The sequence below is a fragment of the Lentisphaera profundi genome (genome assembly GCF_028728065.1).
In the GTDB taxonomy this organism is placed as follows: domain Bacteria; phylum Verrucomicrobiota; class Lentisphaeria; order Lentisphaerales; family Lentisphaeraceae; genus Lentisphaera; species Lentisphaera profundi.
The window spans coordinates 2061172-2087452 of the sequence record NZ_CP117812.1; the positions used below are offsets into that span (position 1 = coordinate 2061172).

The following is a 26281-nucleotide window of genomic DNA, read 5'->3' on the forward strand; positions in this document are numbered from 1 at the left end:
GAGGCACAGCTGAATTTGAGCGCCATAAAGAGTAAATTATAGAACAATATTAGATTCTTCCATTTAATCCAGGCAAAGAAAAAGCCCCAATCTTGCGAAAGGGGCTCAGTACCTGAGGCCGGACTTGAACCGGCACGCCGTGAGGCAACGGATTTTAAGTCCGTCGTGTCTGCCAATTCCACCACTCAGGCATTTGACATCTAAGTCATCATCAGATGATTTAGTGAGCTGAACATAGCTATCTTTTACCTGGCTTCAAGCCAATAATTTTAGGAAAAGAATGTTTTATAAAGGTTTTTTATCTTTTTGTAAAAAGATCAATAAATTTAGCTACTTTTACAGAGAAAAACTACTAAAAACAAGCGGGCCTATTAAGCCTTTTTCGCCTCAAGTTCTTCCCAACGAGCATAAGCTTGGTTTAATTTTACTTTAGAGGATTCGAGTTCATCAGTTTTTTCTTGAATCTCAACTGCTGTCTTTTGAAAAAACACTGGTTTATTCATCTCTGCTTCGATTGTAGAAATGATTTCATCCAAGCTCATAACAAAATCTTCCATGCCTTCGAGCTCTCGTTCTTCTTTCCAAGTCAGTTTCTTTGATACTTGCTTCGGCACCTCAACTTCAATCGGTTTAGTTTCGACAATAATTTTTGCTACGCTCTCCCCTCTCTCAGCTTTTTTGTCGAGATAGTAGTCATAATCACCATCTTGATAATACACCTGGCCATCGCCTTCAAAACCAAGGATACCATTACAGACACGATTCACGAACCATCTATCGTGCGATACCAAGAGCAAAGTTCCTTTCCACGCCACTAGCGCTTCTTCTAAAACTTGTAGAGTCGACAAATCTAAATCATTGGTTGGTTCATCGAGAATCAACAGATTACAAGGCTTACGCAATAAACGCGCAAGTAACAAACGATTTCTTTCTCCACCAGATAACTTACTTACCTTTGTATTAATACGGTCATCAGTAAAAAGAAAACGACGTAAGTAAGAACGAGTCGACAAAGTAACAGCACCTAATTGTATAGATTCTGCACCGCCAGCGACTTCATTGAAAACTGTATTTTCTTCATTTAATTGACTACGACTCTGATCTACGTAATTATAATCTAAACTTGCACCTCGAATAATAATACCAGAATCGGGCTCTTCTTGTCCAATAATCATCTTGAGTAAAGTTGTCTTACCCATACCGTTGCCACCCATAAGGGCAATGCGTCGGCCAGGCTCTAATTCAAAACTTAAATCTTTAAAGAGCTGCTTATCACCAAATGATTTACAGATATTCTCCAAGCTTATACTGACATTACCAATAACTTTTGCAGGAGGCAATACCAATTCGGCATCTGCCTGTAGTGCAAAACTATCTTTATCATTCAAGTCATTAAAACGATCTACTCGACTCTGAGACTTGGTTGAACGGGCTTTCGGACTTCTGCGTACCCATTCGAGTTCTTTCTTCAAGAATTGATGACGTTTATTGTCTGCCCTTAATAAGGCGATATCACGTGCCGTACTCTGCTCTAAATAAACTGAGTAATTCCCCGGGAAAAACTCAGCCTGGCCATCACAAAGTTCCAAAATTCGATTACACACGCTATCTAAAAAGCAACGATCATGCGTTACCATTATCAAGGCTCCGGAGTAAGTCTCTAACCACTTCTCCAACCATTCTACTGCATGCGAATCCAAATGATTCGTCGGTTCATCTAAAATCAATAAGTCGGGTTTTGACACTAATACTTTTGCTAAATTCACGCGACGTTTTTCTCCACCAGAAAGATCTTTACAAGACGTTTCTGGACTAGGACATGATAATCTCGTAATAAGTTCTAAGACATAGGCATCTAAATCCCAAGCATCTAAATCTGTAATCTCATCTTGTATGCGAAACATTTCATCTGAATCGTGATCACCGCTTTCGTATTTTTTCAGAAGCTCATAAATGTAACCCGCACCTTCTCGAATATTCTCTATTACAGTTAAATCAGGATTAATATCAAAATCTTGGGATAAGTAAGAAACTTTTAAACCTTTACTGAAACGAATGTCGGAAATCTCAAAAGGTTCAAGTTTTTTGGATAAGATTTTAAGTAAGGTTGATTTACCTGTACCATTGCGACCAATTAAGCCTACTCGGTCATTATTATGAATAGTAAAAGAGATATGATCTAACAACATTCTATGCCCAATCGCATAAGTTAAATCAATCGCATCTAGTAAAGGGATTCCACGTTCTTTCATTTTGATACATCACGTAATTTGTTAACAAAGTCTTTAATTCCTATCGGCTTACATATCAAGTCATGTACATCACCGACTTTTGCTCGTGTTTCTTCATCTGCATAGGCAGTTAAAACAATAATTTTTGTATCCTTGAACTGCTCATCTCGTCGAAGTTGTTCAATAAATTCATAACCATCCATTTGTGGCATGTGTAAATCAAGTAAAATAATATTTGGTTTCCATGAGCCTGTAATTAAAGCGGCTTCAATACCATTGACGGCTTCTTTTACTTCGAAATTTCCAGCTAGCTCTAAGGTCTCTAGAGAAAATTGACGAAAGTCTTTATCATCATCAACGACTAATACACGATTCGTATCTGCTTTGCTTGATTCTTCACTATCTAATTGAATACCACGCTTGGTGGCAAAGGCCTGGATATCTTCCATCTCAAAGCGGCGATGACCACCTGGAGTTAAGAATGATTTGAGTTCACCTTTCTCTACCCAGTTAATAACACTCGTACGAGCAAAACCTAACAAGCCCGCTGCTTCATTTGTAGTCAGAGCATGTTTTTTCATAAATAAACAAGGGAGTTAAAGTTTTAATGGGGTGGCTAACCGGACTTGAACCGGCGACAGCCGGAATCACAATCCGGTGCTCTACCAACTGAGCTATAGCCACCATAAAATAAAAAAAGGTGGGGTGGCTAACCGGACTTGAACCGGCGACAGCCGGAATCACAATCCGGCGCTCTACCAACTGAGCTATAGCCACCACCTAGGTAGGCCAGCATAGTACATGCACAGACAAAAAATGCAAAACCAATTTTTAGAGATTTTTTATCTTTTTAATAAGGGGTCTTCAATTCCGCATTCTTTGAACGCCAAAGCGCGCTCTACACAGGAGGGACATACCTCACACGGCAGCTCACCACCACGGTAACAAGTCCATGTCTGAGCGTAGTCAATCCCCAAAGCTAAACCGATTTTTGCCACGTGCCCTTTACTCATATTTACGAAAGGGGCTTCTACACGAACACCCGTACGTCGATTCAGAGAAAAAACATCATTCATCCTAGCCAAAAAGTCTTCCGTACAATCCCAGTAACCATACTCGTCCTGGGCTTGAGCTCCATAATAAAGCTGACGGCAATCACGACTTTCCGCAAAGGAAGCTGCAATAGATAAAAGCATCATATTCCTATTGGGAACATAAGTCACGGGCTGATCTAAATCGCCTTCTGCAATATCCTTTAAGTCAGGAACGTCTACTCCCCCTTTTACTAAGGCTGAGCTCGCCCCCAAAAAACCACCCATATAGGAGATATCGAGGACATTATGCTCTTTAACTTCAGCTAAGCTATCACATTGTTTTTTAGCAAGAACTAATTCCTGCGAATGTTTTTGCCCATAATCAAAAGATAAGGCATATACTTCATCATAGCCTAAACTTTTAATTACGTGATGTAACAAAGTGGTCGAATCTAGACCACCAGAAATCAAAACTGCTGCTTTTTTCATGATTAATGTGCTTGCACCCTTCTTAACTGAGCAAGATCAGAAACTCCTTCAAAAATCTTCCAGACACCATCTTGCATCAGAGTGCGCATACCATCTTTCACCGCTTGCTCTTTCAAGAGAGCTACAGGGGATGCTTTTGCCACAAGCTTCTTCATCTCTGGAGTGGCTTCCATTAGTTCATGAATACCCACTCGACCCTTATATCCCGTTTCACCACATTTATCACAACCGCGAGCTTCCATAATCTCGTGCGTGTCAAAATCGTAACCCAGCTCATCTACGAATTCCTCTCCATAGAAATGGATCAATTTATCAAGATCATCTTTTTCGGGCTTAACGGGCTGTTTACACTTCCCACAAAGCGTACGCATAAGACGCTGAGCTAATACGCCCACTAAAGCATCTGCAAAGTTCATTGGATCTAAGCCAATATCAAGCAGACGAATAACAGTCTCAGGAGCCGAGTTCGTATGTAGTGTCGAGAACACTAAGTGACCTGTCAAGGACGCTTCTACACCCGCTTCCGCTGTTTCCGCATCACGCATTTCCCCAATTAGAATAATATCAGGGTCACATCGTAAGAATGCACGTAAGGCAATCGCGAAAGTTAAGCCTTTACGAGGCTGCATCTGCACCTGCTGAAGTCCTGCCTGAGTAATCTCCACAGGGTCTTCTGCTGTTAAAATTTTTCTTTCTTCGTTATTAAGTGTACCAAGAACCGCGTGAAGCGTGGTTGTTTTACCTGATCCCGTCGGGCCTACCACAAGCATAATTCCATGAGGGTTTTTCAGAAGGTCTAGAAGCTTTGATTCGTTTCCAGGTGAAAGCATAAGCTTATTGAAGGGAAGTGGCTCACCCTGAGCTAGAATACGCATCACTGCAGACTCACCATTAACTACTGGAAGCGTCGCTACACGAAGTTCCAGTGTAGCACCTTGAAAACGGAGCCCCATCTTACCATCCTGAGGTTTTCTTTTTTCTGCAATATCTAGATTAGAAAGAATCTTGATACGAGAAAGTACCGCTCCCATAAGTGATGCAGGTATATCAAAAACTTTACTGCAGACACCATCAATACGGAAACGTACTTCACCTGGACGCTTGCCTTTATGTGGCTCAATATGAATATCTGAACAACCATCCATTGTCGCCCTAACAATAATTTTATTTACTAATTGAATGATTTTTGACTCTTCATTTGAGTCAAGAATATCACCATCTTCTTCACTCTCTCCTAACTCATCAGAAGCTACAGAAGCAGACTCGCCCTCCATTATATCATCAAGCTGACCAAAGGCTTTAAGTCGCTCTTCTTCCTTGGAACTCAAGCCAAGGTACTGATCGATATCTTCTCTAAATGCAACATGAAAATCATAGTAAATCGCTTTTACGATATTCTGAATTTCCATGATGAGTTCTTCATTAGCTGGATCTGACATCAAAACTACAGCATGCTCACCATCATTCATAATTGGCACCCAGCTATTACTCGCCAAGAAACCAACATTCAAATTCTCAATTAAACTAGGGTCAAGCTCAAAACTAGGGTCAAAAGGATGATAAGGAACCTGATAGAAATCAGAAAGTGCATTACCTAGATCGGCCGCATTAACACTGAATTTATTTTTCAGTACCGATGCCAAAGGAATCCCTTCTTCACTGGACATCTCTTCTGCTTCTTCAAAAGTCTCTACACTAATAACACCTGCTTCTACCAGCTGATCAAAGGCTCCGCGACTACTTTTTAATTCATAGCGGAAGTTTTCAGACACAACTTTGGCAAATTCCACAGTTCTGAAATATGTTTCATCTGGAAAAGCACCACCATCGATATTATTAATAACTTGAAAAATACCATAGAGCTTATCTTTATGAATAATTGGCACCATAATCATCGCTTCTGACATATAACCAGAAGATCTATCATATGCATCATCAAAACGAAGTTCAGGGTGAACACTTTCTAGATACTCAGAATCATAGGCATCATCAACCATCAAGGCCTGACGTGTCATCGCCACGTAACCAGCTAACGATGATGGTGAGGTGTAGAGGCGAATCTCATCTACAGAATCTGAAGATGTCCTGTACCATGAAACGATCTCTTTATCATTCTCATCTTTTTGAAAAATGGTAAATCTTTCCGCCCCAAAAATATCTAATAAATCGGCTTCGATTTCCCAGAGTGTGTCCTCTAATTTATCTGCTTCCTGTAAGCGCTCAACGACTTCTTTAAAGCGTAGATCTAACTCTTCGTTCGTATCCATAAAAAACCTTAGCTATTTTCATTTATTCTCTAATATTTCACTGGCTCTAAATCTTTGCAACTCATCTAAAGCACCATAAGGAACCCAAGCACAGCTTTTCTGTATATTTCTCTTCAAGATCACTTCAAATACACGATCTTCGCTTTTTTAAGCATGCCCTACTGCTCTTTCTTGAGCACCTCTGCTTGTCTTTCTAAAATCTTTGCGTAATCAGCCATATTCATTTGCTGAATAAGAACAAAAGGCGATACAATCAAAGTTAAAAAACGAACTTTTTCGTTCTTCCATTTCTCAACTTGAAAACCATCTGGACGATAAATAGCACCAGACTCTATTGCACCCACGATAACTTGACTATCATTTTGGGCAATTGACTCTGCTAAAACAAAGCAATCTTCACATTCTTTAACCGCAAACAAAATATCTCGTAGAAACGAATCATGTAAATCGTGCCACTCACACCAATCAGCTTCTTTTAATAGTTTTTCATTCATATTTTTGTAATCCCTGTAAAAAATAAAAAAGTGAAACACTTTACACAGCGTTTCACTTCCTTAATACGTCTTTACAGAAAAAAACGAAGTTTATTTCACTTCAAACGAGAGAAATATATCATCCCTTAAACGACGCGCTTCACCAAGTGATTTCGTTTTTAACGAGCGTCTAATACGTTTTTTAGTCACAGCAGTTGGATATACCGTGTAATGGATAAACCATGTACCATTGTTGTTCCACAAATGGTGATTGTCATTCGCTTCATCTGTTCTAATAGCTAATTCAGCTTCTATAATCATAATTGACTTCCTTAAAGTATTACAAACAGTTCTCTAATTAATCGACAGTAAACTTTATTTTATTCTTGAACTGCCAATTTCGACGCTAACTTAAACACCTTAGTACATTTTCGAAGTGCCATTCATCGTACTTTTATATTTTTTAATATAATCAGCGCTAATGTCATAAAATATATACGATATACGGGGGGAGCAAGGCTAAAGCTTTACGATATTCGTATACTGAGAGGTTTCAAAAGCTCCTCTAAGAGCATTTTTCTTGGCTTTTTATAAAATTAATCATTAAATTTTATAACAAACTATATATTTTCGATATAATCGTGGCATATTTATAAATCAAACTTAAGCAAAATAAATAATTCGTAAACAAGATGAAACAGAATAAAATAACGATCATTTACTGCCCTGGCTGTAGGTGGCTAACAAGAGCTTCTTGGATCAGCCAAGAATTACTCACCACTTTTGAGAAAGAAATTACTGAACTAGCACTATGCCCATCCGAAATAGCGGGCACTTTTCAAGTTTTCGTAAACGATAAAATAATTCACTGCCGAAAAAAGAACCAGGGCTTCCCTGAGTTAAAAATCCTAAAGCAAAAAGTCCGCTCAATCATATGCCCTGATAAGAACTTGGGCCATTCAGAATAAAAGCTCAAATAAGCTTCTATAAATACGCAAAGGCAGATTGCGTAGACATAATAGTAAACTAAGTTAGCGACGCAACCGGTTGACGGTCGCTATGGTTTACCATAGAGGAAAGTCCAGACACCGTAGAGTAGGATGTCCTTTCGTAAAGTAGGATACTGTGTCCCATAAAGTCACAGGAAGGAAAGTGCCACAGAAATTAAACCGCCTTGCTTGCAAGGTAAGGGTGAAATGGTGAAGTAAGAGCTCACCGTGCTTTTAGCGAAAGCGGAGCAGCATGGCAAACCCCGTCCGGTGCAAGATCAAATAGGGAACAAAGATGCTACTCGTATCGTTTTTCTTTGGAAATATAGTTCCGGGTTCTGATCGCATAGTCAAATGACCGTCCATTTGCGTTTTTCGCAAAAGACAGGATCTGGCTTACAGCCGGTTGCAATTTTTTAATTTTATTTTTAGGTAGCACTTAAAATGAGTCAAGAATCACTAGGCCAGCTATATTTACTTACCACCCCTATAGGTAATTTAGACGACATGACTTTTCGGGCTGTAAAAACGCTTCAACAAGCTGATCTAATTGCAGCCGAAGACACTAGACGTGCAGGAATTTTACTAAAACATTTTGATATAAAATGCAAAACTACTTCATATCACATGCATAACGAAAAGGAAAAGACCTCTTACCTTATTCAACAAGTCAAGGAAGGCAAAAAAGTCGTTGTCTTATCAGATGCTGGCACACCCGTCATTTCTGATCCTGGATTCTTAGCGGTTCGCGAAGCTGTCAACGAAGGAATAGAACCCAATATTATACCCGGCGTATGCGCCTTAACTTTTGCGGCAGTGGCCTGTGCATTCCCTCTTGATTCTTTCACCTTTGCTGCGTTTCTTCCTGCCAAAGCCGGTAAACGTAAAGTTCTTTTAGAAAAATACTTATCCACGGGACTCTGTACCTTTTTCTATGAATCGCCCTATAAAATAGATAAACTCCTCAATGACATAAATGACATATGTGGCCCCAACACTCCCGTAGCACTTGTTCGAGAAGCGACAAAAATGTATGAAGAAACCATTCGCGGATCAGTTTCTGAACTTATTGAACTTGGAAAAGATAAAAGATGGCGCGGGGAGTTTGTTGTCGCTGTAAATATGAGAGAAGCAGATCATATTATCCTAGATGAACCTAAGAAAAATAAGAAGAACTATGATAGATTTAGTACAAATAAAACAGAAAATCCAGCAAACCTTCTCCCCCGTCTCCCTTGATATCGTTGATGAAAGCCATCAACATGCAGGCCATAGTGGCGCAATCCCCGGACAAATAACGCACCTCCGAATAAATATCTGCTCAGAATTATTTAGCGATATTAATACAATTAAACAACACCGCTTGGTAAACCAGTGCTTACAAGAAGAGTTCGAACAAGGTTTACACGCCCTATCTTTAAAAACCTACACTGTAAAGCAATGGACAGGACTTAATAATGGATGACTACGAATGGAAGAAAACAGCAATCACTGTCGTGTTGGTTCTACTAATTTTGGCAGGCTTAGTTTATGGCATGCTAAAAATTGTTTAATTAAATGCCTTTCGACATAATCAATGTTTGTGCTGGTATCATCAGGAAAAATGACAAAATTTTAATCTGTCAGAGAAGTGAAAGTAAATTCAATGGTGCTTGGGAATTTCCCGGTGGAAAAGTAGAAATAAACGAAAGTCAAGAACAAGCACTTAAGAGAGAACTCGAGGAAGAACTTGGAATTAAAGCTAAAATCGGGCACCACTTTCACACTGTATACTTCAAGGATTCACCAACTCAACAAATAAATTTACACAGCTATATAATTAATAGCTATACAGGGCAAATAACTTGCCACGTACATGCTCAATATAAATGGGTATCTATAGACAACATCGCATTACATAATTACCTGCCAGCTGACTTACCTATTGTAGCACAAATCACAAAACTAAAAAAGCATCCATGAATCATGGATGCTTTTTTAGTCAATAAAGAAAAACTTACTTAGCTTCTTCTTTAGCAGGCTCTTCAGTCTTAGCAGGCTCTACTACTTTTTCTTTCTTAACTGGCGATAAGCCTTTCGCACGATTATCAACGGCTTCGTCTAGTGTAAAACCACCAGACATCCAATTTTTTGAAGCTTCAGCACTGAATTTACTGCCGTTCCAGGCGATAATTGTTTCTGGATCAGTAATTTTCACTGCTTTCCAAGCGCCATATTTTTCTGGTGTAATTGCATTCTCAGTCAATTCAGAAGCCAACTCTGCATCTACCCCTTGAGTCTTCCATGCCGCAATCTTTTCTTCAGACATATTGTCCCAAGTTGCCTTACTTGCACACGCACTGATAAAAAGTGTAATAAATAATATCGCTATGACTTTTTTCATTTTAAATTCCTCTTTGTTTATTGATGACACTATGTCGAGTTAAATATAAAGGCTCGAATAGATTTGTGTAATTACTTAAGCTTGAGTTTTCATTTTTTTATGATTTTAATCATCTCGCCTTGTTTCATCTAGAATAAAAGTCCATAACTCACCTCTGAGATGCAACGCTTTTGCGACAGCTATATTCGCTTCATTTTTTTTATCTTCTGTATCACAAAAATAATCTAATAACTTTTCTGATGCAGGACCGTGATCTCCACCATCCACCTCAATGTGACGAGTGAGGTAATAATGAAAGATACTCCACTCTTCAGGAAGATCGATTGAGAGTTTTTCCACAATAGAAGTAAACATATCGGGAATCAAACTCTCTCTTCCACCTGCAAAGACGGCCATGATCTCATGATCTTTTCCATCGTAAATGAGCTTGAAGGAAAAATCCATAAAGTCTTGTAGCGATCTAGGCAAGGATTGATTAGCCACAAAGACATCACCTTCAACTGCCACTTCATTTAAATATGATTCATGAAAACTCTTATCCGCTCCTACTTGGGTCATAGCCTTCAGGTACAATTCATAATGAGAACAATAACCTCCAGTTGGATCAACATCCGTTTCTTCTTCTAATACAATTTCATTTATCAAACGTCTAAACTCAGGCCTTTCACTCGGCATCCAAGGCATCGTTCTAGGGCTGCATACGTCTTGAATTTTCTTAATTAAACTTTGAAAATCCCAAACACAGAAAACATGGTACTTCATAAAAACTCTCAAAGCATCCGAATTCCATAAATCCGTATACAAATCGTGATTAAGAAGCTTATTTCGTTCTTTCAACAAAGTGACATCCTTATTTTTTGCTAACCTTATTCATTATTAATACTTTAGCAAACAAATACATATGTTAAATGACACTAAAATATGGCAAGACATCAATATAACAGCCTCAATCGCCCCTACGGCAACGTCTGGGCACAAAAAAAAGCGTATATCAAATAATATACGCTCTAGAATGTTTCCGGTCTTAGCCGAACTGCCTATAAATAGGCAGCAAAAAAAAAAGGCTGGCAACGACCTGCTCTCCCACAGTCTTAACTGCAGTACCATCGGCGCTGGAGGTCTTAACTACCGAGTTCGGGATGGGATCGGGTGTGGCTCCTCCGCTGTGGTTACCAGCCGGAAAATGTTGGGAAGAAAACTTAGTGTGGAAAGATTAAGATCGCAAACTCGACTTAACTCGAATTTGTGTGTGTGCTTATTGTCTTTTTTACTGAGCATTTGAGTGCTAAGTAAAAAAGAGGTGGACAAGCCTCACGGCTGATTAGTACTGGTCAACTGAACATATTGCTATGCTTACATCTCCAGCCTATCGAACAGGTAGTCTTCCTGTAGCCTTTAGAGGATAAATCCTGGGATATCTCATCTTTAGGGGGGCTTGGCGCTTAGATGCTTTCAGCGCTTATCCTTTCGCGACGTAGCTACCCAGCAATGCACCTGGCGGTACAACTGGAACACCAGAGGTCACTCATTCCCGGTCCTCTCGTACTAGGGAATGCTCCTATCAAATATCCTGCGCCCGCAGAGGATAAGGACCGAACTGTCTCACGACGTTCTGAACCCAGCTCGCGTACCACTTTAACCGGCGAACAGCCGGACCCTTGGGACCTTCTTCAGCCCCAGGATGTGATGAGCCGACATCGAGGTGCCAAACCGCACCGTCGCTATGGACGCTTGGGTGCGATAAGCCTGTTATCCCCAGAGTACCTTTTATCCGATGAGCAACGGCGATACCACTTTCCACCGCTGGATCACTAGGTCCTGCTTTCGCAACTGCTCCACCTGTCGGTGTTACAGTAAAGCCTACTTCTACCCTTACGCTCTACGTATGATTGCCGACCATACTGAGTAGACCTTCGAGCTCCTCCGTTACTTTTTAGGAGGAAACCGCCCCAGTCAAACTGACCCTCTGAAACTGTCCCCCATCCGGATTCACGGACGTGGGGTTAGATGCCCAGACAGATAAGGGTGGTATTTCACTGACGACTCACTTACGCCTGACGACGTAAGTTCACAGTCTCCCACTTATGCTACACATATCTGCCCGAACAACAATATCAGATTACAGTAAAGGTTCATGGGGTCTTTCCGTCCATCTGCGGGTATCCGGCATTTTCACCGGAACTACAATTTCACCGAGATCCACGTTGAGACAGTGTCTGGATCGTTACACGATTCGTGCAGGTCGGAACTTACCCGACAAGGAATTTCGCTACCTTAGGACCGTTATAGTTACGGCCGACATTCACCAGGGCTTCATTTCGAAGCTTTGCCCGAAGGCTAACCTCTCCATTTGACCTTTTGGCATTGGTCACGTGTCACACCCTATACTTCCTCTTTCGAGTTTGCAGAGTGCTATGTTTTTGCTAAACAGTCGCCCAGACCTCTTAACTGCGGCCCCCCTGAGGGGGCACCCCTTCTCCCGAAGTTACGGGGCTAATTTGCCGAGTTCCTTAACGTGGTTTCTCTCGCGCACCTTAGTCTACTCGACTTTCCTACCTGTGTCGGTTTTAGTACGGATAATTAAGCATCAAACGCTTAGAAGCTTTTCTTGGCGGCATGGTTCCATGCAAAGCGTTTCTACCCGAAGGTTTCTTCGCCCCGTAACAGTTGGTTCTTATGTAAAGCGGATTTTCCTACTCTACGAATTGCCTGCTTGGTATGAGATATCCAACACTCATTTGCACTTTCCTTCCGCGTCCCTTCATCACTACACTTAACTAGTACAGGAATATTAACCTGTTGTCCATCGACTACGCCGTTGGGCCTCGCCTTAGGGTCCGACTAACCCTGGGGGACGAACCTTGCCCAGGAAACCTTCGGATTTCGGTGACTGGGATTCACACCCAGTTTTTCGTTACTTATGTCTGCATTCTCACTTCTATGCGGTCCACCTGTTGTTTCCATCAAGCTTCACTCCTGCATAGAACGCTCTCCTACCCCCAGCAAGCTGGGTCGCGTCTTCGGCAATGGGCTTTAGTCCCGATTATTTTCGGCGCAGAATCACTCGATCAGTGAGCTATTACGCACTCTTTAAATGGTGGCTGCCTCTAAGCCAACATCCTGATTGTCCAAGCAACTCCACATCCTTAATTCCACTTAGCCCATCTTGGGGGCCTTAGACGGCGATCTGGGCTGTTTCCCTTTTGACTATGCGGCTTGTCCCACATAGTCTGACTCCTGAGCTCATAAATTTACGGTATTCGGAGTTTGATATTTGTTGGTACCCCGGTAAGGGCCCGCGAAAAATCAGTAGCTCTACCCCCGTAAAGAAGCACTCAAGGCTAGCCCTAAAGCTATTTCGGAGAGAACCAGCTATCACTGAGTTTGATTGGCCTTTCACCCCTATCCACAAGTCATCCAAACGTTTTTCAGCACGTATTGGTTCGGTCCTCCACCCGATGTTACTCGGGCTTCAACCTGCTCATGGATAGATCACTCAGTTTCGGGTCTACTGCATACGACTTGAATCGCACTATTCGTACTCGCTTTCGCTTCGGCTCCGTTTAATAACTTAACCTTGCCGTATACAGTAAGTCGCAGACTCATTATGCAAAAGGCATGCGGTACATCATATAAAGATGACCCACACTTTGTAGATGTATGATTTCAGGTTCTATTTCACTCCCCTTACGGGGTTCTTTTCGCCTTTCCCTCACGGTACTGGTTCACTATCGGTCACTAACGAGTATTTAGCCTTGGAAGGTGGCCCTCCCTGATTCAGACCGGGTTTCACGTGTCCGGCCCTACTTGGGATACCCGCTATATATTAAAGAAATTTCGCTTACGGGACTATCACCCTCTGTGGTTTGTTTTTCCAAACTATTCAGCTATCTCTTCAATACAATATTGCAGGTCCCGCAACCCCTAAAAGCAAGCTCTTAGGTTTAGGCTCTTGCGCGTTCGCTCGCCGCTACTAGCGCAATCTCGGTTGATTTCTTTTCCTCTAGGTACTGAGATGTTTCACTTCCCTAGGTTCGCTTCTCTGACCTATTTATTCAGTCAGAGATAACTGGACATAACTCCAGTTGGGTTTCCCCATTCGGATACCCCCGGATCAAAGCTCTTTTGCAGCTCCCCGAGGCATTTCGCAGCTTAACGCGTCCTTCATCGCCTGTTAGTGCCAAGGCATCCATCATACACCCTTACTAGCTTGTCCACCAAAAATCTTAAAAAATTAACATTTTCGGCGACACACCTATTTCTTACTAAGTCGTTCTATCTTGTATTCTTTGGTTTGCGATCTTGGTATAAATTGTTTCTTACTTTGCGTCTTTTGATTAAAATCAAAAGACATCAATTATACTTTGACTCTTTCATTCTATTGTTTTCTTCCTTTCAAGGATCTATATCGAAGACTGAGCGCTGTCGCTCGGTCCAATATTTGAATTATATGATAGTAACGGGGTAATAAGTCATGTAAAAAGCACTCATGTTATAGAACCGAAGTTCTAAATAGAGGTTAGTCTTTTTTCATTCCTTAAAAAGGAGGTGATCCAGCCGCTGGTTCCCCAACGGCTACCTTGTTACGACTTCATCCCAGTCACTAAGCCCACCTTCGGCGTCTGCCTCCTGCAAGCAGGTTGGCGCAACGACTTCGGGTGAACTCAGCTCCCATGATGTGACGGGCGGTGTGTACAAGGCCCGGGAACGTATTCAATGAGCCGTAGCTGATGCCCATTTACTAGCGATTCCATCTTCATGGAGTCGAGTTGCAGACTCCAATCCGTACTGAGACCGGTTTTGGGGATTCGCTTCCTATCGCTAGGTTGCTGCCCTTTGTACCGGCCATTGTAGCACGTGTGCAGCCCCGGGTGTAAGGGCCATACTGACTTGACGTCGTCCACACCTTCCTCCCGCTTAACACGGGCAGTCCCCTTAAAGTTCTCAGCATTACCTGTTAGCAAGTAAGGGTATGGGTTGCGCTCGTTGCCGGACTTAACCGAACACTTCACAGCACGAGCTGACGACAGCCATGCAGCACCTGTTTTCGCGCCCCGAAGGGAATTCGGCTTTCACCGAACGTCGCTCAATGTCAAACCCGGGTAAGGTTCTTCGCGTTGCCTCGAATTAAGCCACATGCTCCACCGCTTGTGCGGGCCCCCGTCAATTCCTTTGAGTTTTAGTCTTGCGACCGTACTTCCCAGGCGGTACACTTATCGCGTTAGCTTAGACACTGATCCGACTAACCAGACCAACATCGAGTGTACAACGTTTACTGCTAAGACTACAAGGGTATCTAATCCTTTTCGCTACCTTAGCCTTCGTCCATGAGTGTCAGTATTGTGCCAGTAAGCTGCCTTCGCCTTTGGTCTTCCTTGTGATATCTACGCATTCCACCGCTACACCACAAATTCCGCTTACCTCTCACATACTCTAGTTTACCAGTTTCAAATGCAGGTTCAGTGTTGAGCACTGAAATTTCACATCTGACTTAGTTAACCACCTGCGGACCCTTTACGCCCAGTAATTCCGAATAATGCTCGCCACCTACGTATTACCGCGGCTGCTGGCACGTAGTTAGCCGTGGCTTCCTCTGGGGGTACCATCATCGTTTTTCCCCCCTGACAGATCTTTACAACCCGAAGGCCGTCTTCGATCACGCGGCATTGCTCCGTCACGCTTGCGCGCATTGCGGAAGATTCTCGACTGCAGCCTCCCGCAGGAGTCTGGGCAGTGTCTCAGTCCCAGTGTGGGTGATCGTCCTCTCAGACCACCTAGCCGTCATAGTCTTGGTAAGCCGTTACCTTACCAACTAACATAATGGCACGCGAACTCATCCCCAAGCGTTTCCTTTAGATATTAGATCATGCGACCTTATATCCACATCCGGTTTTAGCAGTCGTTTCCAACTGTTGTTCCAAACTTGGGGGCAGATTATTCACGCGTTACTCACCCTTTCGCTACTTTCCTCTAACCGAAGTTAGATTCTCGTTCAACTTGCATGCCTAATCCATGCCGCCAGCATTCATTCTGAGCCAGGATCAAACTCTCCAATCAATTTGATTGTGTTTGATTCTGACTTATTACTTTTTTTATTCTATTGAGTTTTCTCTCTCGAAAAAATTAACTCTTAAATCATAAATGATTTAGGAGCCCGTTACTATCATATAATTCAACTATCAAAAATCTTCGTTTTTTTACTCTCAACTAGCTCGCTTTCGGCCCCGTTGTTTGCCCGTCGTTTCTGACGAGGCCTTAGAATATCCCCAGTTCGTTTTTCCGCAAACCTCTTTACCATCTTTTATTGACTTTTTTTATCATCACCTATCATCGATCATCAAAAAACCATTATAGCATGAGATACTTATGAAAATAAAACTTTCACAGCTTCTTCCGCACTAGGCTGATTAGCTACTAAGAAATCTGCATTTGAGTACTGTCGAAAGGTAATAGCCGTAGATTCTCCTATAAGAGAAACCTTCTTCAAAGCTAGATCGGCCGGGTCACTTAAAGAAAAATACGCCTCGACTGCCGAAGAACTAAAGAAACACACTGCATCAAAATGGGGCAGCACCCCCGCTTGACTTTGCTCTGGCTCATAAAAATTATGCCTCGTCACATCCAAGCCGACTTCACTCAGTTCCCTCATTAAGTCGTCTTTTGCTAAACGAGAACAGGGAAACAATATTTTTTTAGCCCTAAACAAGCTCAAATTATTAATAATCTCTTCTGCCAGAGCTTTTGCCGAGTAGTTTTTTGCAGGGACTAAAGAGCAAGCTCTTCCATAATCTTCCTCCAAAGCCCCTGCCGTCGCAGGCCCTACACAGGCAGCTTTTATAAAGTGGTTAAGGGGATAGAGGTGCTGCATATATAAACGCACTGCTGCCGGGGAGGTAAAAATAACCCAATCACTTTTCCCCAAAAGCTTAATAGACCCATCTATAATCTTCATTTTTTGCAGAGGAAAATCTAAAGCGACTCCAGAATAATGCTCTAAAGTTTTCTTCGCTTTTTTATTTGTATCGGGAAAGCCAGTTAATAAAACTCGCAAAAATCACTCCTTAACACTAGGCCTAGACTTTAGAGCAGGGATCAAAGTAATGGTATTCGTAAAATACTGAGAAACCATCAAAGCATTTTTCTCAGGATAGTAATAAATAGACTGAGGAGTTACTACCCCATCCTTAAACAGACGCACACCTCTTTTACTGCTCCAATCTAAGTCAAATAAATAAATACTTTCTCGAGATTTATGCAACAGATATAACTCACCCTCTGCACCTTCACACAAATCCAAGAAGCCTTCACCATCGGAATCCGTCTTGGATGTCAGTTTAATTGCTCTCTCAGGCTTAGCGGTCTGGCAGTTATACACATACATCAAATTCTTGGAGAGACTTAAAATATATAAGCGTCCATCTCTATAAATCATACCACTAGGCTTGGGGATTTTATTACTTGCTAGCTCGACCTCAGGCTCAGCAGAATACAAATTCTTCACCTTATATAGTTTATTAGCTAAAACATCAGTAAAATATAAATCTCCATTATCTGTCAAAGCCATCGATTTTAAGTGCTTGACTTTCGGCAAGGGAATTAACTTTTTCGGCTTCAAACTTAATCCATCAAGATCGAATAAAGCAATTTGCTTACTGTCACCAACTATTAATGACTTATTGTCTAAAATCATTTTCACTGGTGCATGTAAATCCTTACGCTTGCCAGAATTGGAATGTAAAACCTTAAAGACATTTCTTCTAGGCTTTTCAAAAGGACTCGAAATAAGAACGATTTCGGCATAGCCATCTGCTACATTTTCCATCCCCTTCATATTACTCACCATAAAAGCCTGCTTTTCAGGGTAGTATAAAACCGATGACGGACGATCTAAACCAGGGTTTTGAACCTGCTGAGCATAAAGTGACGTCGCGATAAAAAGTAAAAGTGAAAATCTATACATATAATTTCCTAAATAAAGCTAAAGTTACATATTGATCGAGAGTGACCGTAGCAATCATCAAATGACTGCCCTGCCAATAAGCCTTAATATCTTGCTCCAAAACAGCTTCATCATCAATTGAAATCTGTTGGAAAAATGATTTTTCGCTCCTTTCTGCAGGCTCAAAAAACACCCATACCTCATAAGCATTTTCATGCAAGCCATAAGCCTGCATCGGGTTCGCTAATTTAGCCATGTCCGCAAGGCGAGAATTTGCATCCTCTACACTTAGGATGAGATCCTCTTTTGAAAACTTTAAAATTCTCATTATACCCAATCCTTCGGCTTTAAAAAATAATTAGTAAGACGACTTTCTTCAGATTCTTCCGCATAAGTTGCACAATAATCCCAGCTTACCATTGGTGGCATTGACATAAGAATAGCTTCTGTCCGACCTCCTGATTGTAAACCGAATAAAGTTCCACGATCATAAACCAAATTAAACTCTACATAGCGCCCACGTCGTTGAATCTGAAAATTACGCTCACGTTCACCATAGGGATGATCTTTTCTTTTTTCTGCTATGGGAAGGTATGCATCTAAAAATGAATCGCCTATTGCCTGCATAAACTCAAAAGACTTATCAAAACCCGCCTCGTTTAGATCATCAAAAAATAAGCCCCCTATGCCACGATGTTCATCTCTATGTTTAATATAGAAGTAATCATCACACCATTTCTTATAACGAGGATAAACTTCTTCTCCAAAAGGGGCACAAGCTTTTTTTGCCGTTTGATGCCAATGACGACAATCTTCTTCAAAAGCATAGTAGGGGGTCAAATCATAACCGCCTCCAAACCACCATGTCGGATTTTCCTCACCTGCACTAAAAAACCTTACATTTGCATGAGTTGTCGGCATGTAGGGATTACGTGGGTGCAAAACTAAAGAAACCCCGGCCGCTTTAAAAGGCTGATTGGCAATTTCTCCTCTGTGAGCTGACGCTGAGGCGGGTAAACGAAGCCCTTCTACACAAGAAAAGTTAACTCCTCCCTTCTCAAATACATCACCATCTTTTATAACCGCACTAATGCCAAAGCCATTGAGGCCCTTTTCTCCATTTTTATCCCAACGATCAAATTCAAATGATTTCCCACCATCAAAATCAGCAATACCTTTACAAATATTTTTTTGTAAGGCTTGTAGGTAAGTGGTAACCTGATGAAAATCCACCTGTGACATATAAACAACTCCGAAATTACTATTGACTGCCAATATAGTTTTCAATTGATGAATGTTAAGTGGAAACGACTTGCTTCGTTTAATAAACTTGAAAGCCTTTACATTTTTCATACACAAAAGATACTTTCAGCTCAAGTCATCATAAGGTGATCCATTTTTTAGTTAATCAATACAAAAATTACATTATCAACTTTTGCATTAAGAAAGCAATAGCATATTAACTTATTATCATTCATAATAGGAACCAACATGAAATTTCTTTACATACTTATTGCCCTTGCTTCTTTTCAAGTCATGTCTGCCGAAACAAAAAAACAGAACTTCTCTGATTTCATCCTCGGTAGATGGACCTTCGATATACCGAACTCCATTAAAGAACAAGAAAAAACACTTAAAAAAGCTCTTCCTGAAAAGCTGAAAAACCAAATCAAGGAGCAACTTGAGGGCTCTATTGTCATTATCAAAAAAAATGAAATAGAAGTTTTATTAATTGCATCTGAGAAAAAACTTAAGTACACAGTAGACGAAGTGGGACCCAATTACATCAAAACTTCGATAACCTACCCCTTAGGTGCCGTTGAAAAACGTACTTTCATCTATGAGAAAGAATCTTTATATATTCGTGAAGGCTCAAAAAACTATATGATCCTTAAAAAGGTTATAAAGAAGTAGCCCTCTTACGACACAAAAAAAAGCTCATCAAATGATGAGCTTTTTTGTGTCGTACTGAAAACTCTAATTAGAGTAATTCAGTCTCTGCAAAATGAACCGCATTGCGGAAAATCTGCATCCCTAAACCTTCTTCAGGTAAAGTTCCATTGATCTTTTGCTGAGTCCAATGCGGGTGATTAAATGGTGAAATATAAGCTTCCGGATGAGGCATAAGTCCAAAAACACGTCCACTCTTATCACAAATACCCGCAATACTATTCTGAGCACCATTAGGATTTAGAGGAAATTCTTGAGTTGGCTCGAGAGAAACTGGATCTGCATAACGAAGGCAGACATGACCGCCCTCCTCTAACTGATTCAAAGTTTCTTCATCCATAGCAACGAATTTACCTTCTCCGTGACGAATTGGAACAGGAAGAACGTGAATGCCTTTGGTGAAAATACACTGCGACTCCTCTTCAACTTTTAAAGTAACCCAATTATCGCGAAAGGTTCCACAGTCATTATGCTGCAATGCCACTTCTTGATTAAAAAGGCCTTTCAAAGATGGCACAATACCTAAGCGAGTCATGGCCTGAAAACCATTGCATATGCCAATGATTAATTTTCCCGACTCAATAAACTGCTCAAGTTCTGCACGTAAACCATGCTTTATACGATTGGCTAACACTGTACCTGAACCCAAATGGTCACCAAAAGAGAAACCTCCAATAAATGCCAGGATATGGTAATCGTTAAGCTTACTTGGATCGTTCAATAAATCATTTAAATGAATTTTACTTGCCGTTGCTCCTGCCGCCTCAAATGCTACTGCAGTTTCCTTTTCGCAATTCAGACCAAGACCAGTAATTATTAATGCTTTAACTCGGCTCATGATTACACTCCATCCAATGTCTTTTTATAAGACTTAACTAAGTTTTCTAAATTAAGTGCCGCTACAATGTGCTTACCCTGACGAATCACAACTTCATCATCAAGAGTAACCAGACCAACTTTAGCGAAAGACAAACCTTTCATTTGCTCTTCAAATTGCTCTGCTTTATCAGGTGCGACCGTCGCAATCAAACGACTATTTGATTCTGAGAATAATATCTCAGTTTCACTTAAATCATCTGACGGGATTAAGTTTATGTCAATATCCATACCTAAACGGCCTGCTATAGACTTCCTTGCGAATGCCGCCGCTAAACCACCAAAAACAGGTGCATGCAAAGAATGAACTAATTCAGCATCTGTTGCTTTGTGAATTTGCTTATAAATCTTCTTCGCTTCTTCAGCATTAACTTTTGGGACATTATTACCGACATAACCCTTGAGTGATGCATACTGCGATCCACCCAACTCTGCAAAAGTTTCACCAATTATGTAGACATAATCACCTGCACGCTTAGAAGAAAGCGTCACTGATTTGGAGACATCCATCATAGGGGCAATAACAGAGAAAAGTAATGTTGGTGGAATAGAGATCTTTTTACCACCGCGAGTACTATCATTTTTCATTGAATCTTTACCAGATATACACGGAAGTGTAAATGCTTTACAATAATCATAAAGAGCTTGATTCGAACGTACGAGTTGAGCTAATTTATACTGGCCATCTGGCGTCTTTGCTGACTCTACAGGATCTGGCCAACAGAAATTATCTAAACCTGCGACTTTCTCAATTGAACCACCAACTGCGACGACACGACGAAGACACATATCTATAACAGACGCCGTCATGTGGTAAGTATCAATATCTGAATAAGAAGGGGCAATACCACAAGAGAGGACAAAACCTTCTTGCGTCATGGGCTCAGCCATAAATACTGTCGCATCTGAATCTACATCTGCTTCAACACCTATAAAAGGCTTGATGACTGAGAGAGCTTTAACTTCATGATCATATTGACGAGATTTATATTCACTGGAACAAAGATTTAAACTCGCAAGTAATTCATGGATATCGTCTGATATCTCACTATCGAATTCTTCCGGGATTTCTTCAAAAACTGGCGCATCCCATTTAGCTTTCAATTGTAGCTTAGGATTACCGCCATGCATAAAGTCCAAATCAAGGAATGCCACTGTGAGATCATTATAAATTAGATGACACTTACCTGAATCATTAAATTCACCCAAGACGGCCGCTTCTACATCGCGCTGTTCTGCAAGAGCTAAAAATGCTTCGATTTTATCTGTAGGAACAGCAAAACTCATACGCTCTTGTGCTTCCGAAACAAAAATCTCCCAAGGTTGAAGGCCTGCATATTTCAATGGTGCTTTTGCCAAATCAACATAGCAACCATTGCATTCTGTGGCCATTTCACCAATAGATGAAGAAAGACCGCCTGCCCCATTATCCGTTACAAAGCGGTAAAGGTCAGCATCCCTAGCTTCATAAAGGAAGTCAGCTGCTTTTTTCTGAGTAATTGGATCGCCAATTTGAACTGCTGCAACTGGAGAATCTTTGTGAAGCTCTTCTGAAGAGAACGTGGCACCATGGATTCCATCTTTACCAATACGACCACCAACCATGACAATAACATCGCCGGTCTCGATTGTTTTGAGTGACGCAGATTTACCGTGCTGCTTATGAGGTAAAATCCCCACTGTTCCACAGTATACTAATGGCTTACCGATATAACGTGCATCGAAGTACTCCCAACCTAGACCATAAGGGATTCCAGACTGATTGCCACCTTCGATAACTCCTTGATGAACACCATCACGAATGCGGCGAGGATGATGAAGACCTTCTGGAACTTCTTGCTCATCAACAAAAGGAGAACCTAGACAATAGCCCCAAACATTCACGAGCATCTCTGCTCCCGTGCCTGTGCCCATGATATCACGATTAACTCCAACAATACCTGTCATCGCTCCGCCGTATGGGTCGAGTGCTGAAGGACTATTGTGCGTTTCTAATTTAAATGCTAAATCGTACTTTTCGTTAAAAGTAATAACGCCTGCATTATCGTGGAAGACTGAAACTAGCCAATCTACTTGTTCGTCAATTTCGAAAGTGGCTTTCTTGATGTAGCTTTTATAGAGAGAATTAATCTTTTCGACTTTTCCTTCACCATCGGTATACTCAATATCAGCGGCAAAAATCTTATGCGAACAATGCTCACTCCAACTCTGTGCTAAACATTCCAACTCTGCATCAGTTAACTTACCTTTAAGGCCTAATTCTTCGCGTCGAGGATCATTATTATTAATCGCATAGTCACGAATCGCCTGCATCTCGTCAAGCTGCAAAGCTAAAGTCTTGGAGTTAGAAATCTCCATCAACTCATCATCACTCACATCAATGTTGATGAAATCTACTTTTGGCTCATCTGTAACAACAAACTCAGGAATATTGATGGGACTACCATTATGCTTCCAGTCTTCAAATGACATGATTGTCAGACTCTGGATAAGTACATTCGCTAAAAGGTCTTTAGCAATGTGCTCAAGATCTGATTTCTTGAGCTTTGCTGAACTAACAAAATATTCTCTTGAACTATATACTTTCTCATCATCCGTAAGTGGACGGCCAATTATATCACGAATAGCTTCACGTGCAGTACGAGAAACATTGTCTGTTACTCCAGCCAAAAAACCTATCGAAATAAACCAATCAAAATTTCTATCTTCACGAGCGCCAATTAGGCCCCCTTGAAGCACAGGATTGACGATTTCTTTTAGTACTTCTTCGGCAGCTTTCCTATCAACATTCGCATCAATAGTTAAAATCTCTGCTGTATCCACCTTAGCTAAGTCGTAAGAGAGAATGGATTTTGCTTTTCTTTGAATAGCATGCCCTGCTGGGTCATCCATTCCAGTACGTGGACTGATTTCCAAACGATAAATCATTGCGTTACCTTTAATTTTTACCTTCAGCATCATCATCTGTGCAATCGCCACAAATTCCGAATAGCTGTAAGCTATGATCTTTAATTACAAAACCATGATCTTGGCAGACCTTCTCTTGAAGCTCTTCAATTCTTGGTTCTAAAAATTCAACAACCTTATCACATTTGAGACAAACTAAATGGTCATGATGTGCTCTATCTACCATATTCTCATAATGCTGGTGCTTGTGCCCCAAAGTTGTTTTATGAACAATCTTCATATCATGAAGAATATCCAAAGTACGATACACTGTCGCACGAGAAACTTTGACACCACCCACACTCAAGTCTGCAGCAAACTGATCGGCATCAAAATGGTCCTTCCGCTTCATCACTTCTTCTAGAATAATCACTCTTTCACGAGTAACTTTCAAGCTCATGATTTTAAGCTGTGATTTGAAACGTTCTAAAATCTCTTCGTACGCCATAATTACTCCTAAAAATTGTAACCCATATTAAAATGGAAACTTCCTGAATCATCTTCTTCTGCGGCATTATCCACGATAGGCTTACCATAATAAAGTTCAACTACACCAATAGGCAGATTGATCCTCAGACCCGGGCCGGTGGTTAAACTAGCATCACTAATATCCGTGAAGTCGAAAGAATCTTCCCAAACATTACCCACATCAACAAACCACACACCATTAAATGTTTTATTAAATGGCACATCAAGCTCCGCGGACAAGAGTAAAAAAGACGCTCCACCAATTGGGTCACCATTCGAATCGACTGGCCCTAATTCACGTTCATCGTAACCACGAACTCGACCTATACCACCACCAAAATAGCGATCATAAATGGGATCATCTCCGATTAAGCTATTAATCTCTGCGTGAAGCTTCAGAACCGAATCCTCAAAAGCCTCATTATAAGTTGTCCAACGGATTTTTAATTTAGCAGACTCATTATCCGAAGCTATAGCGACTGATTGCCATTCCGATTTGAACTCCATAATCCCGCCCTCATTGGGACGACGAGTACTATTACGAGTATCTTTTCGCAAGGTCAAAATATACGCAGAAGAAATATCTGAAGTTTCTTCATCTTCAAGTTCTTTGGAAACATCATCATCCATATTAATATCAATTTGATAGAGACGGTGAGCATGGCGAATTGTCCATAGAGGATACTTTGAGAGCCTTTTAGTAAGACCTATTTCGTAACCCACTTTTTCTTGATCATAATCATCATAATATCTTTCAGATAGAAAAAATGATGTACTGAGAGATAATGGCTTACCTAAAAACCAAGGATCTACCCAGCCTACCGTGAGATCTTGCCTCTCAGAACCAAACTGTGCACGTGATTGAAATCTCTGCCCTCCACCAATAAAAGGCCAGCCATCATAAAGGTCGAAGTTTGACTGCGAGAAATTAACACTACCAACAAATGAGTCTGCAGAAGAAAAACCGCCACCTAAGCCGAGTTGACCAGTGCTTTTTTCTGTCACTTTTAACTGTAAGTCTTTCAAGCCTTCAATTTCAGTATTAACGGGAGTTACATCAACTTTTTCAAAATAATTCATATTCATAAGACGTGTTTTTGATTTATTTATCAAATCCTTATTAGCCTTGTCATCTGGTTGAATTGCTAATTCACGGCGAATTACATATTCTTTTGTATCTGTATTTCCCGTAATAATAATATCTCTGATTCTCGATGGGACACCCTCTGATATACGGTAATCTATATCCACAATATGCGTCTGTGGGTTGGGATTTAATTGAGCCGAACAATATAGATCTAAGTAACCTTCATTTTGATATTTAGTCGTAATCCGATCAATATCCGCATCTTCAACTAAACTAGAATAAGAAAAACCTTTCTTGACTGTTACCAATTTATTTAATTCCACGGTAGAAAAAATACTATTGCCAGAGATACTCACATTGCCGACAATATAGGGGCGTCCTTCCGTAATAAATATATCGAGTTCTAAATACTCCCCATCGTCTTTTTTCACAACTTTTTCAATTTTAAAATCGAGATAACCACGCGCTTTATATAGGCGCTTAATTAACTTAAGGTCCGCTTCAAAAATGAGCTCATTAAAAAAGCCGGTATCAAACATATACCGCCAAAAGCTTGGCTTCGTAGTAATTGATGAAGCAAGGTCATCATCGATAATAACTGTATTCCCATGGAATCTAACTTCATCTACCTGCAAACTACTTTTTTCATCGACAATTATGCGTAGTACTACTTCTTCCGGATTATCGGTAGTTTCTAGATTGAATAATACCTCGGCACTGTAGTAACCTTCATCATCGTAAAGCTTACTTATTTTATGCTTATCAGATGCCATGACAGTTTCATCTAATGGCTCCCCTACTACTAGCTCTAATTCGTCTCTAATATCGTCTTCATCGATTTCCTCATAACCTTCAATGACAATTTCTAAAAGCTTCGGCCTACGAGTTATAGTGATTTTTAAAACTCCCGTCCCCTCATCAAACTCTGTTTCAACATTAATAAATTCATTTGTTTGATACAAACGACGTATATCACTCGAAAGCACCCTAGGAGCTAAAGTAGTTCCAGGTTTTGATTTTATATTATTCAGCACAAAGCCTGACTGAATCTCTTTGCCTTGGGCATTAAAAACTTTGACTTCTTTAATACTATTCGCACACACAGTTGCTGTAAGTAGTAATAAGATTGAAAATATTTTATACATTTGT

Annotated in this window: 21 protein-coding genes, 3 tRNA genes, 3 rRNA genes and 1 other RNA gene; 6 read left to right on the top strand and 22 right to left on the bottom strand. The window is 40.8% G+C overall.

What is annotated here, in order from left to right; all coding sequences use genetic code 11:
* Positions 1-109 precede the first annotated feature (109 nt).
* The 9 genes from PQO03_RS19445 to PQO03_RS19485 all read right to left on the bottom strand — a co-directional run bounded on the left by PQO03_RS19445 (position 110) and on the right by PQO03_RS19485 (position 6815).
* Positions 110-191 (bottom strand) — tRNA-Leu (locus tag PQO03_RS19445).
* A 180-nt stretch (positions 192-371) separates the two neighbouring features.
* The gene (locus PQO03_RS19450) at positions 372-2252 is read right to left on the bottom strand and encodes an ABC-F family ATP-binding cassette domain-containing protein (protein ID WP_274152731.1); all 1881 of its coding nucleotides are present in this window, start codon (positions 2250-2252) and stop codon (positions 372-374) included.
* Positions 2249-2812, bottom strand: coding sequence for a response regulator (locus tag PQO03_RS19455; protein WP_274152733.1), 564 nt, complete (start codon positions 2810-2812; stop codon positions 2249-2251). The genes PQO03_RS19450 and PQO03_RS19455 overlap by 4 nt, the downstream gene beginning before the upstream one ends.
* A 27-nt stretch (positions 2813-2839) precedes the next feature.
* Positions 2840-2915 (bottom strand) — tRNA-His (locus PQO03_RS19460).
* A 17-nt stretch (positions 2916-2932) separates the two neighbouring features.
* Positions 2933-3008 (bottom strand) — tRNA-His (locus PQO03_RS19465).
* Positions 3009-3073: 65 nt separating this feature from the next.
* Positions 3074-3754: a 7-cyano-7-deazaguanine synthase QueC gene (gene queC, locus PQO03_RS19470; RefSeq protein ID WP_274152734.1), complete on the bottom strand. Its 681-nt coding sequence runs from the start codon at positions 3752-3754 to the stop codon at positions 3074-3076.
* Positions 3755-3756: 2 nt separating this feature from the next.
* Positions 3757-6021 (bottom strand): GspE/PulE family protein, encoded by a 2265-nt coding sequence (locus PQO03_RS19475; RefSeq protein ID WP_274152735.1) that lies wholly within the window; start codon positions 6019-6021, stop codon positions 3757-3759.
* Between the two features lie 158 nt (positions 6022-6179).
* Complete coding sequence (locus PQO03_RS19480) at positions 6180-6515, bottom strand: DUF2288 family protein (RefSeq protein WP_274152736.1); 336 nt, start codon at positions 6513-6515, stop codon at positions 6180-6182.
* Positions 6516-6605: 90 nt separating this feature from the next.
* Positions 6606-6815 carry a hypothetical protein gene (locus PQO03_RS19485; RefSeq protein ID WP_274152738.1) on the bottom strand — a complete coding sequence of 70 codons (210 nt, stop codon included), beginning with the start codon at positions 6813-6815 and terminating at the stop codon, positions 6606-6608.
* Between the two features lie 371 nt (positions 6816-7186).
* Here PQO03_RS19485 and PQO03_RS19490 point away from each other — a divergent pair, with 371 nt between their 5' ends.
* The 5 genes from PQO03_RS19490 (at position 7187) to PQO03_RS19505 (ending at position 9445) form a co-directional block, all read left to right on the top strand.
* Positions 7187-7462 carry an Rdx family protein gene (locus PQO03_RS19490; RefSeq protein ID WP_274152739.1) on the top strand — a complete coding sequence of 92 codons (276 nt, stop codon included), beginning with the start codon at positions 7187-7189 and terminating at the stop codon, positions 7460-7462.
* A 70-nt stretch (positions 7463-7532) separates the two neighbouring features.
* Positions 7533-7898, top strand: an RNA gene (rnpB, locus tag PQO03_RS19495) — RNase P RNA component class A.
* 29 nt (positions 7899-7927) lie between these two features.
* The gene (rsmI, locus tag PQO03_RS19500; protein WP_274152740.1) at positions 7928-8722 is read left to right on the top strand and encodes a 16S rRNA (cytidine(1402)-2'-O)-methyltransferase; all 795 of its coding nucleotides are present in this window, start codon (positions 7928-7930) and stop codon (positions 8720-8722) included.
* Positions 8661-8948, top strand: a complete 288-nt coding sequence (locus PQO03_RS22170) for a BolA family protein (protein ID WP_420792874.1) — start codon at positions 8661-8663, stop codon at positions 8946-8948. Before rsmI ends, PQO03_RS22170 begins: the two co-directional genes overlap by 62 nt.
* A 92-nt stretch (positions 8949-9040) precedes the next feature.
* Entirely contained in the window at positions 9041-9445 is a 405-nt protein-coding gene (locus PQO03_RS19505; RefSeq protein WP_274152742.1) for a (deoxy)nucleoside triphosphate pyrophosphohydrolase, read from the top strand.
* 34 nt (positions 9446-9479) lie between these two features.
* On the opposite strand, the gene PQO03_RS19510 is transcribed toward PQO03_RS19505, so the two are convergent.
* The 9 genes from PQO03_RS19510 to hemF form a co-directional block, all read right to left on the bottom strand.
* Positions 9480-9866, bottom strand: coding sequence for a hypothetical protein (locus tag PQO03_RS19510; protein ID WP_274152743.1), 387 nt, complete (start codon positions 9864-9866; stop codon positions 9480-9482).
* A 105-nt stretch (positions 9867-9971) separates the two neighbouring features.
* Complete coding sequence (locus PQO03_RS19515; RefSeq protein WP_274152744.1) at positions 9972-10706, bottom strand: DUF3050 domain-containing protein; 735 nt, start codon at positions 10704-10706, stop codon at positions 9972-9974.
* Positions 10707-10928: 222 nt separating this feature from the next.
* Positions 10929-11043 (bottom strand): 5S ribosomal RNA (rrf, locus tag PQO03_RS19520).
* A 123-nt stretch (positions 11044-11166) separates the two neighbouring features.
* Positions 11167-14082, bottom strand: a 23S ribosomal RNA gene (locus PQO03_RS19525).
* Positions 14083-14407: 325 nt separating this feature from the next.
* Positions 14408-15923 (bottom strand): 16S ribosomal RNA (locus PQO03_RS19530).
* The 16S, 23S and 5S rRNA genes sit together here, the layout of an rRNA operon.
* Positions 15924-16230: 307 nt before the next feature.
* Positions 16231-16917 carry a uroporphyrinogen-III synthase gene (locus tag PQO03_RS19535; RefSeq protein ID WP_274152745.1) on the bottom strand — a complete coding sequence of 229 codons (687 nt, stop codon included), beginning with the start codon at positions 16915-16917 and terminating at the stop codon, positions 16231-16233.
* A 3-nt stretch (positions 16918-16920) separates the two neighbouring features.
* Positions 16921-17826 (bottom strand): NHL repeat-containing protein, encoded by a 906-nt coding sequence (locus tag PQO03_RS19540; protein WP_274152746.1) that lies wholly within the window; start codon positions 17824-17826, stop codon positions 16921-16923.
* Entirely contained in the window at positions 17819-18133 is a 315-nt protein-coding gene (locus PQO03_RS19545) for a hypothetical protein (protein WP_274152747.1), read from the bottom strand. The genes PQO03_RS19540 and PQO03_RS19545 overlap by 8 nt, the downstream gene beginning before the upstream one ends.
* Positions 18133-19047: an oxygen-dependent coproporphyrinogen oxidase gene (gene hemF / locus PQO03_RS19550; protein ID WP_274152749.1), complete on the bottom strand. Its 915-nt coding sequence runs from the start codon at positions 19045-19047 to the stop codon at positions 18133-18135. Before hemF ends, PQO03_RS19545 begins: the two co-directional genes overlap by 1 nt.
* 249 nt (positions 19048-19296) lie before the next feature.
* Between hemF and PQO03_RS19555 the strand changes: the two genes are divergently transcribed.
* Positions 19297-19719 carry a hypothetical protein gene (locus PQO03_RS19555; protein WP_274152750.1) on the top strand — a complete coding sequence of 141 codons (423 nt, stop codon included), beginning with the start codon at positions 19297-19299 and terminating at the stop codon, positions 19717-19719.
* Positions 19720-19786: 67 nt separating this feature from the next.
* Here the strand turns inward: PQO03_RS19555 and PQO03_RS19560 are convergent, their stop codons facing one another.
* Genes PQO03_RS19560 through bamA form a run of 4 tightly spaced genes read right to left on the bottom strand, consistent with a single transcriptional unit; the run spans position 19787 to position 26277 of the window.
* Complete coding sequence (locus PQO03_RS19560; protein WP_274152751.1) at positions 19787-20593, bottom strand: phosphoribosylformylglycinamidine synthase subunit PurQ; 807 nt, start codon at positions 20591-20593, stop codon at positions 19787-19789.
* A 2-nt stretch (positions 20594-20595) separates the two neighbouring features.
* Complete coding sequence (locus tag PQO03_RS19565) at positions 20596-23559, bottom strand: AIR synthase-related protein (RefSeq protein WP_274152752.1); 2964 nt, start codon at positions 23557-23559, stop codon at positions 20596-20598.
* A 10-nt stretch (positions 23560-23569) separates the two neighbouring features.
* Entirely contained in the window at positions 23570-24025 is a 456-nt protein-coding gene (locus tag PQO03_RS19570; RefSeq protein ID WP_274152754.1) for a Fur family transcriptional regulator, read from the bottom strand.
* Positions 24026-24033: 8 nt separating this feature from the next.
* On the bottom strand, positions 24034-26277 hold the full coding sequence (bamA, locus tag PQO03_RS19575) for an outer membrane protein assembly factor BamA (protein WP_274152756.1): 2244 nt from the start codon (positions 26275-26277) through the stop codon (positions 24034-24036).
* Positions 26278-26281: the final 4 nt, after the last annotated feature.

Coding starts and splice junctions, on each gene's coding strand:
- PQO03_RS19485 (WP_274152738.1), bottom strand. CDS start 6,815: ATGATTATAGAAGCTGAATTAGCTATTAGAACAGATGAAGCGAATGAC.
- PQO03_RS19560 (WP_274152751.1), bottom strand. CDS start 20,593: ATGAGCCGAGTTAAAGCATTAATAATTACTGGTCTTGGTCTGAATTGC.
- PQO03_RS19490 (WP_274152739.1), top strand. CDS start 7,187: ATGAAACAGAATAAAATAACGATCATTTACTGCCCTGGCTGTAGGTGG.
- PQO03_RS19555 (WP_274152750.1), top strand. CDS start 19,297: ATGAAATTTCTTTACATACTTATTGCCCTTGCTTCTTTTCAAGTCATG.
- rsmI (WP_274152740.1), top strand. CDS start 7,928: ATGAGTCAAGAATCACTAGGCCAGCTATATTTACTTACCACCCCTATA.
- PQO03_RS19480 (WP_274152736.1), bottom strand. CDS start 6,515: ATGAATGAAAAACTATTAAAAGAAGCTGATTGGTGTGAGTGGCACGAT.
- PQO03_RS19570 (WP_274152754.1), bottom strand. CDS start 24,025: ATGGCGTACGAAGAGATTTTAGAACGTTTCAAATCACAGCTTAAAATC.
- hemF (WP_274152749.1), bottom strand. CDS start 19,047: ATGTCACAGGTGGATTTTCATCAGGTTACCACTTACCTACAAGCCTTA.
- PQO03_RS22170 (WP_420792874.1), top strand. CDS start 8,661: ATGATAGATTTAGTACAAATAAAACAGAAAATCCAGCAAACCTTCTCC.
- PQO03_RS19510 (WP_274152743.1), bottom strand. CDS start 9,866: ATGAAAAAAGTCATAGCGATATTATTTATTACACTTTTTATCAGTGCG.
- PQO03_RS19450 (WP_274152731.1), bottom strand. CDS start 2,252: ATGAAAGAACGTGGAATCCCTTTACTAGATGCGATTGATTTAACTTAT.
- PQO03_RS19540 (WP_274152746.1), bottom strand. CDS start 17,826: ATGTATAGATTTTCACTTTTACTTTTTATCGCGACGTCACTTTATGCT.
- PQO03_RS19475 (WP_274152735.1), bottom strand. CDS start 6,021: ATGGATACGAACGAAGAGTTAGATCTACGCTTTAAAGAAGTCGTTGAG.
- PQO03_RS19505 (WP_274152742.1), top strand. CDS start 9,041: ATGCCTTTCGACATAATCAATGTTTGTGCTGGTATCATCAGGAAAAAT.
- bamA (WP_274152756.1), bottom strand. CDS start 26,277: ATGTATAAAATATTTTCAATCTTATTACTACTTACAGCAACTGTGTGT.
- PQO03_RS19565 (WP_274152752.1), bottom strand. CDS start 23,559: ATGATTTATCGTTTGGAAATCAGTCCACGTACTGGAATGGATGACCCA.
- queC (WP_274152734.1), bottom strand. CDS start 3,754: ATGAAAAAAGCAGCAGTTTTGATTTCTGGTGGTCTAGATTCGACCACT.
- PQO03_RS19545 (WP_274152747.1), bottom strand. CDS start 18,133: ATGAGAATTTTAAAGTTTTCAAAAGAGGATCTCATCCTAAGTGTAGAG.
- PQO03_RS19455 (WP_274152733.1), bottom strand. CDS start 2,812: ATGAAAAAACATGCTCTGACTACAAATGAAGCAGCGGGCTTGTTAGGT.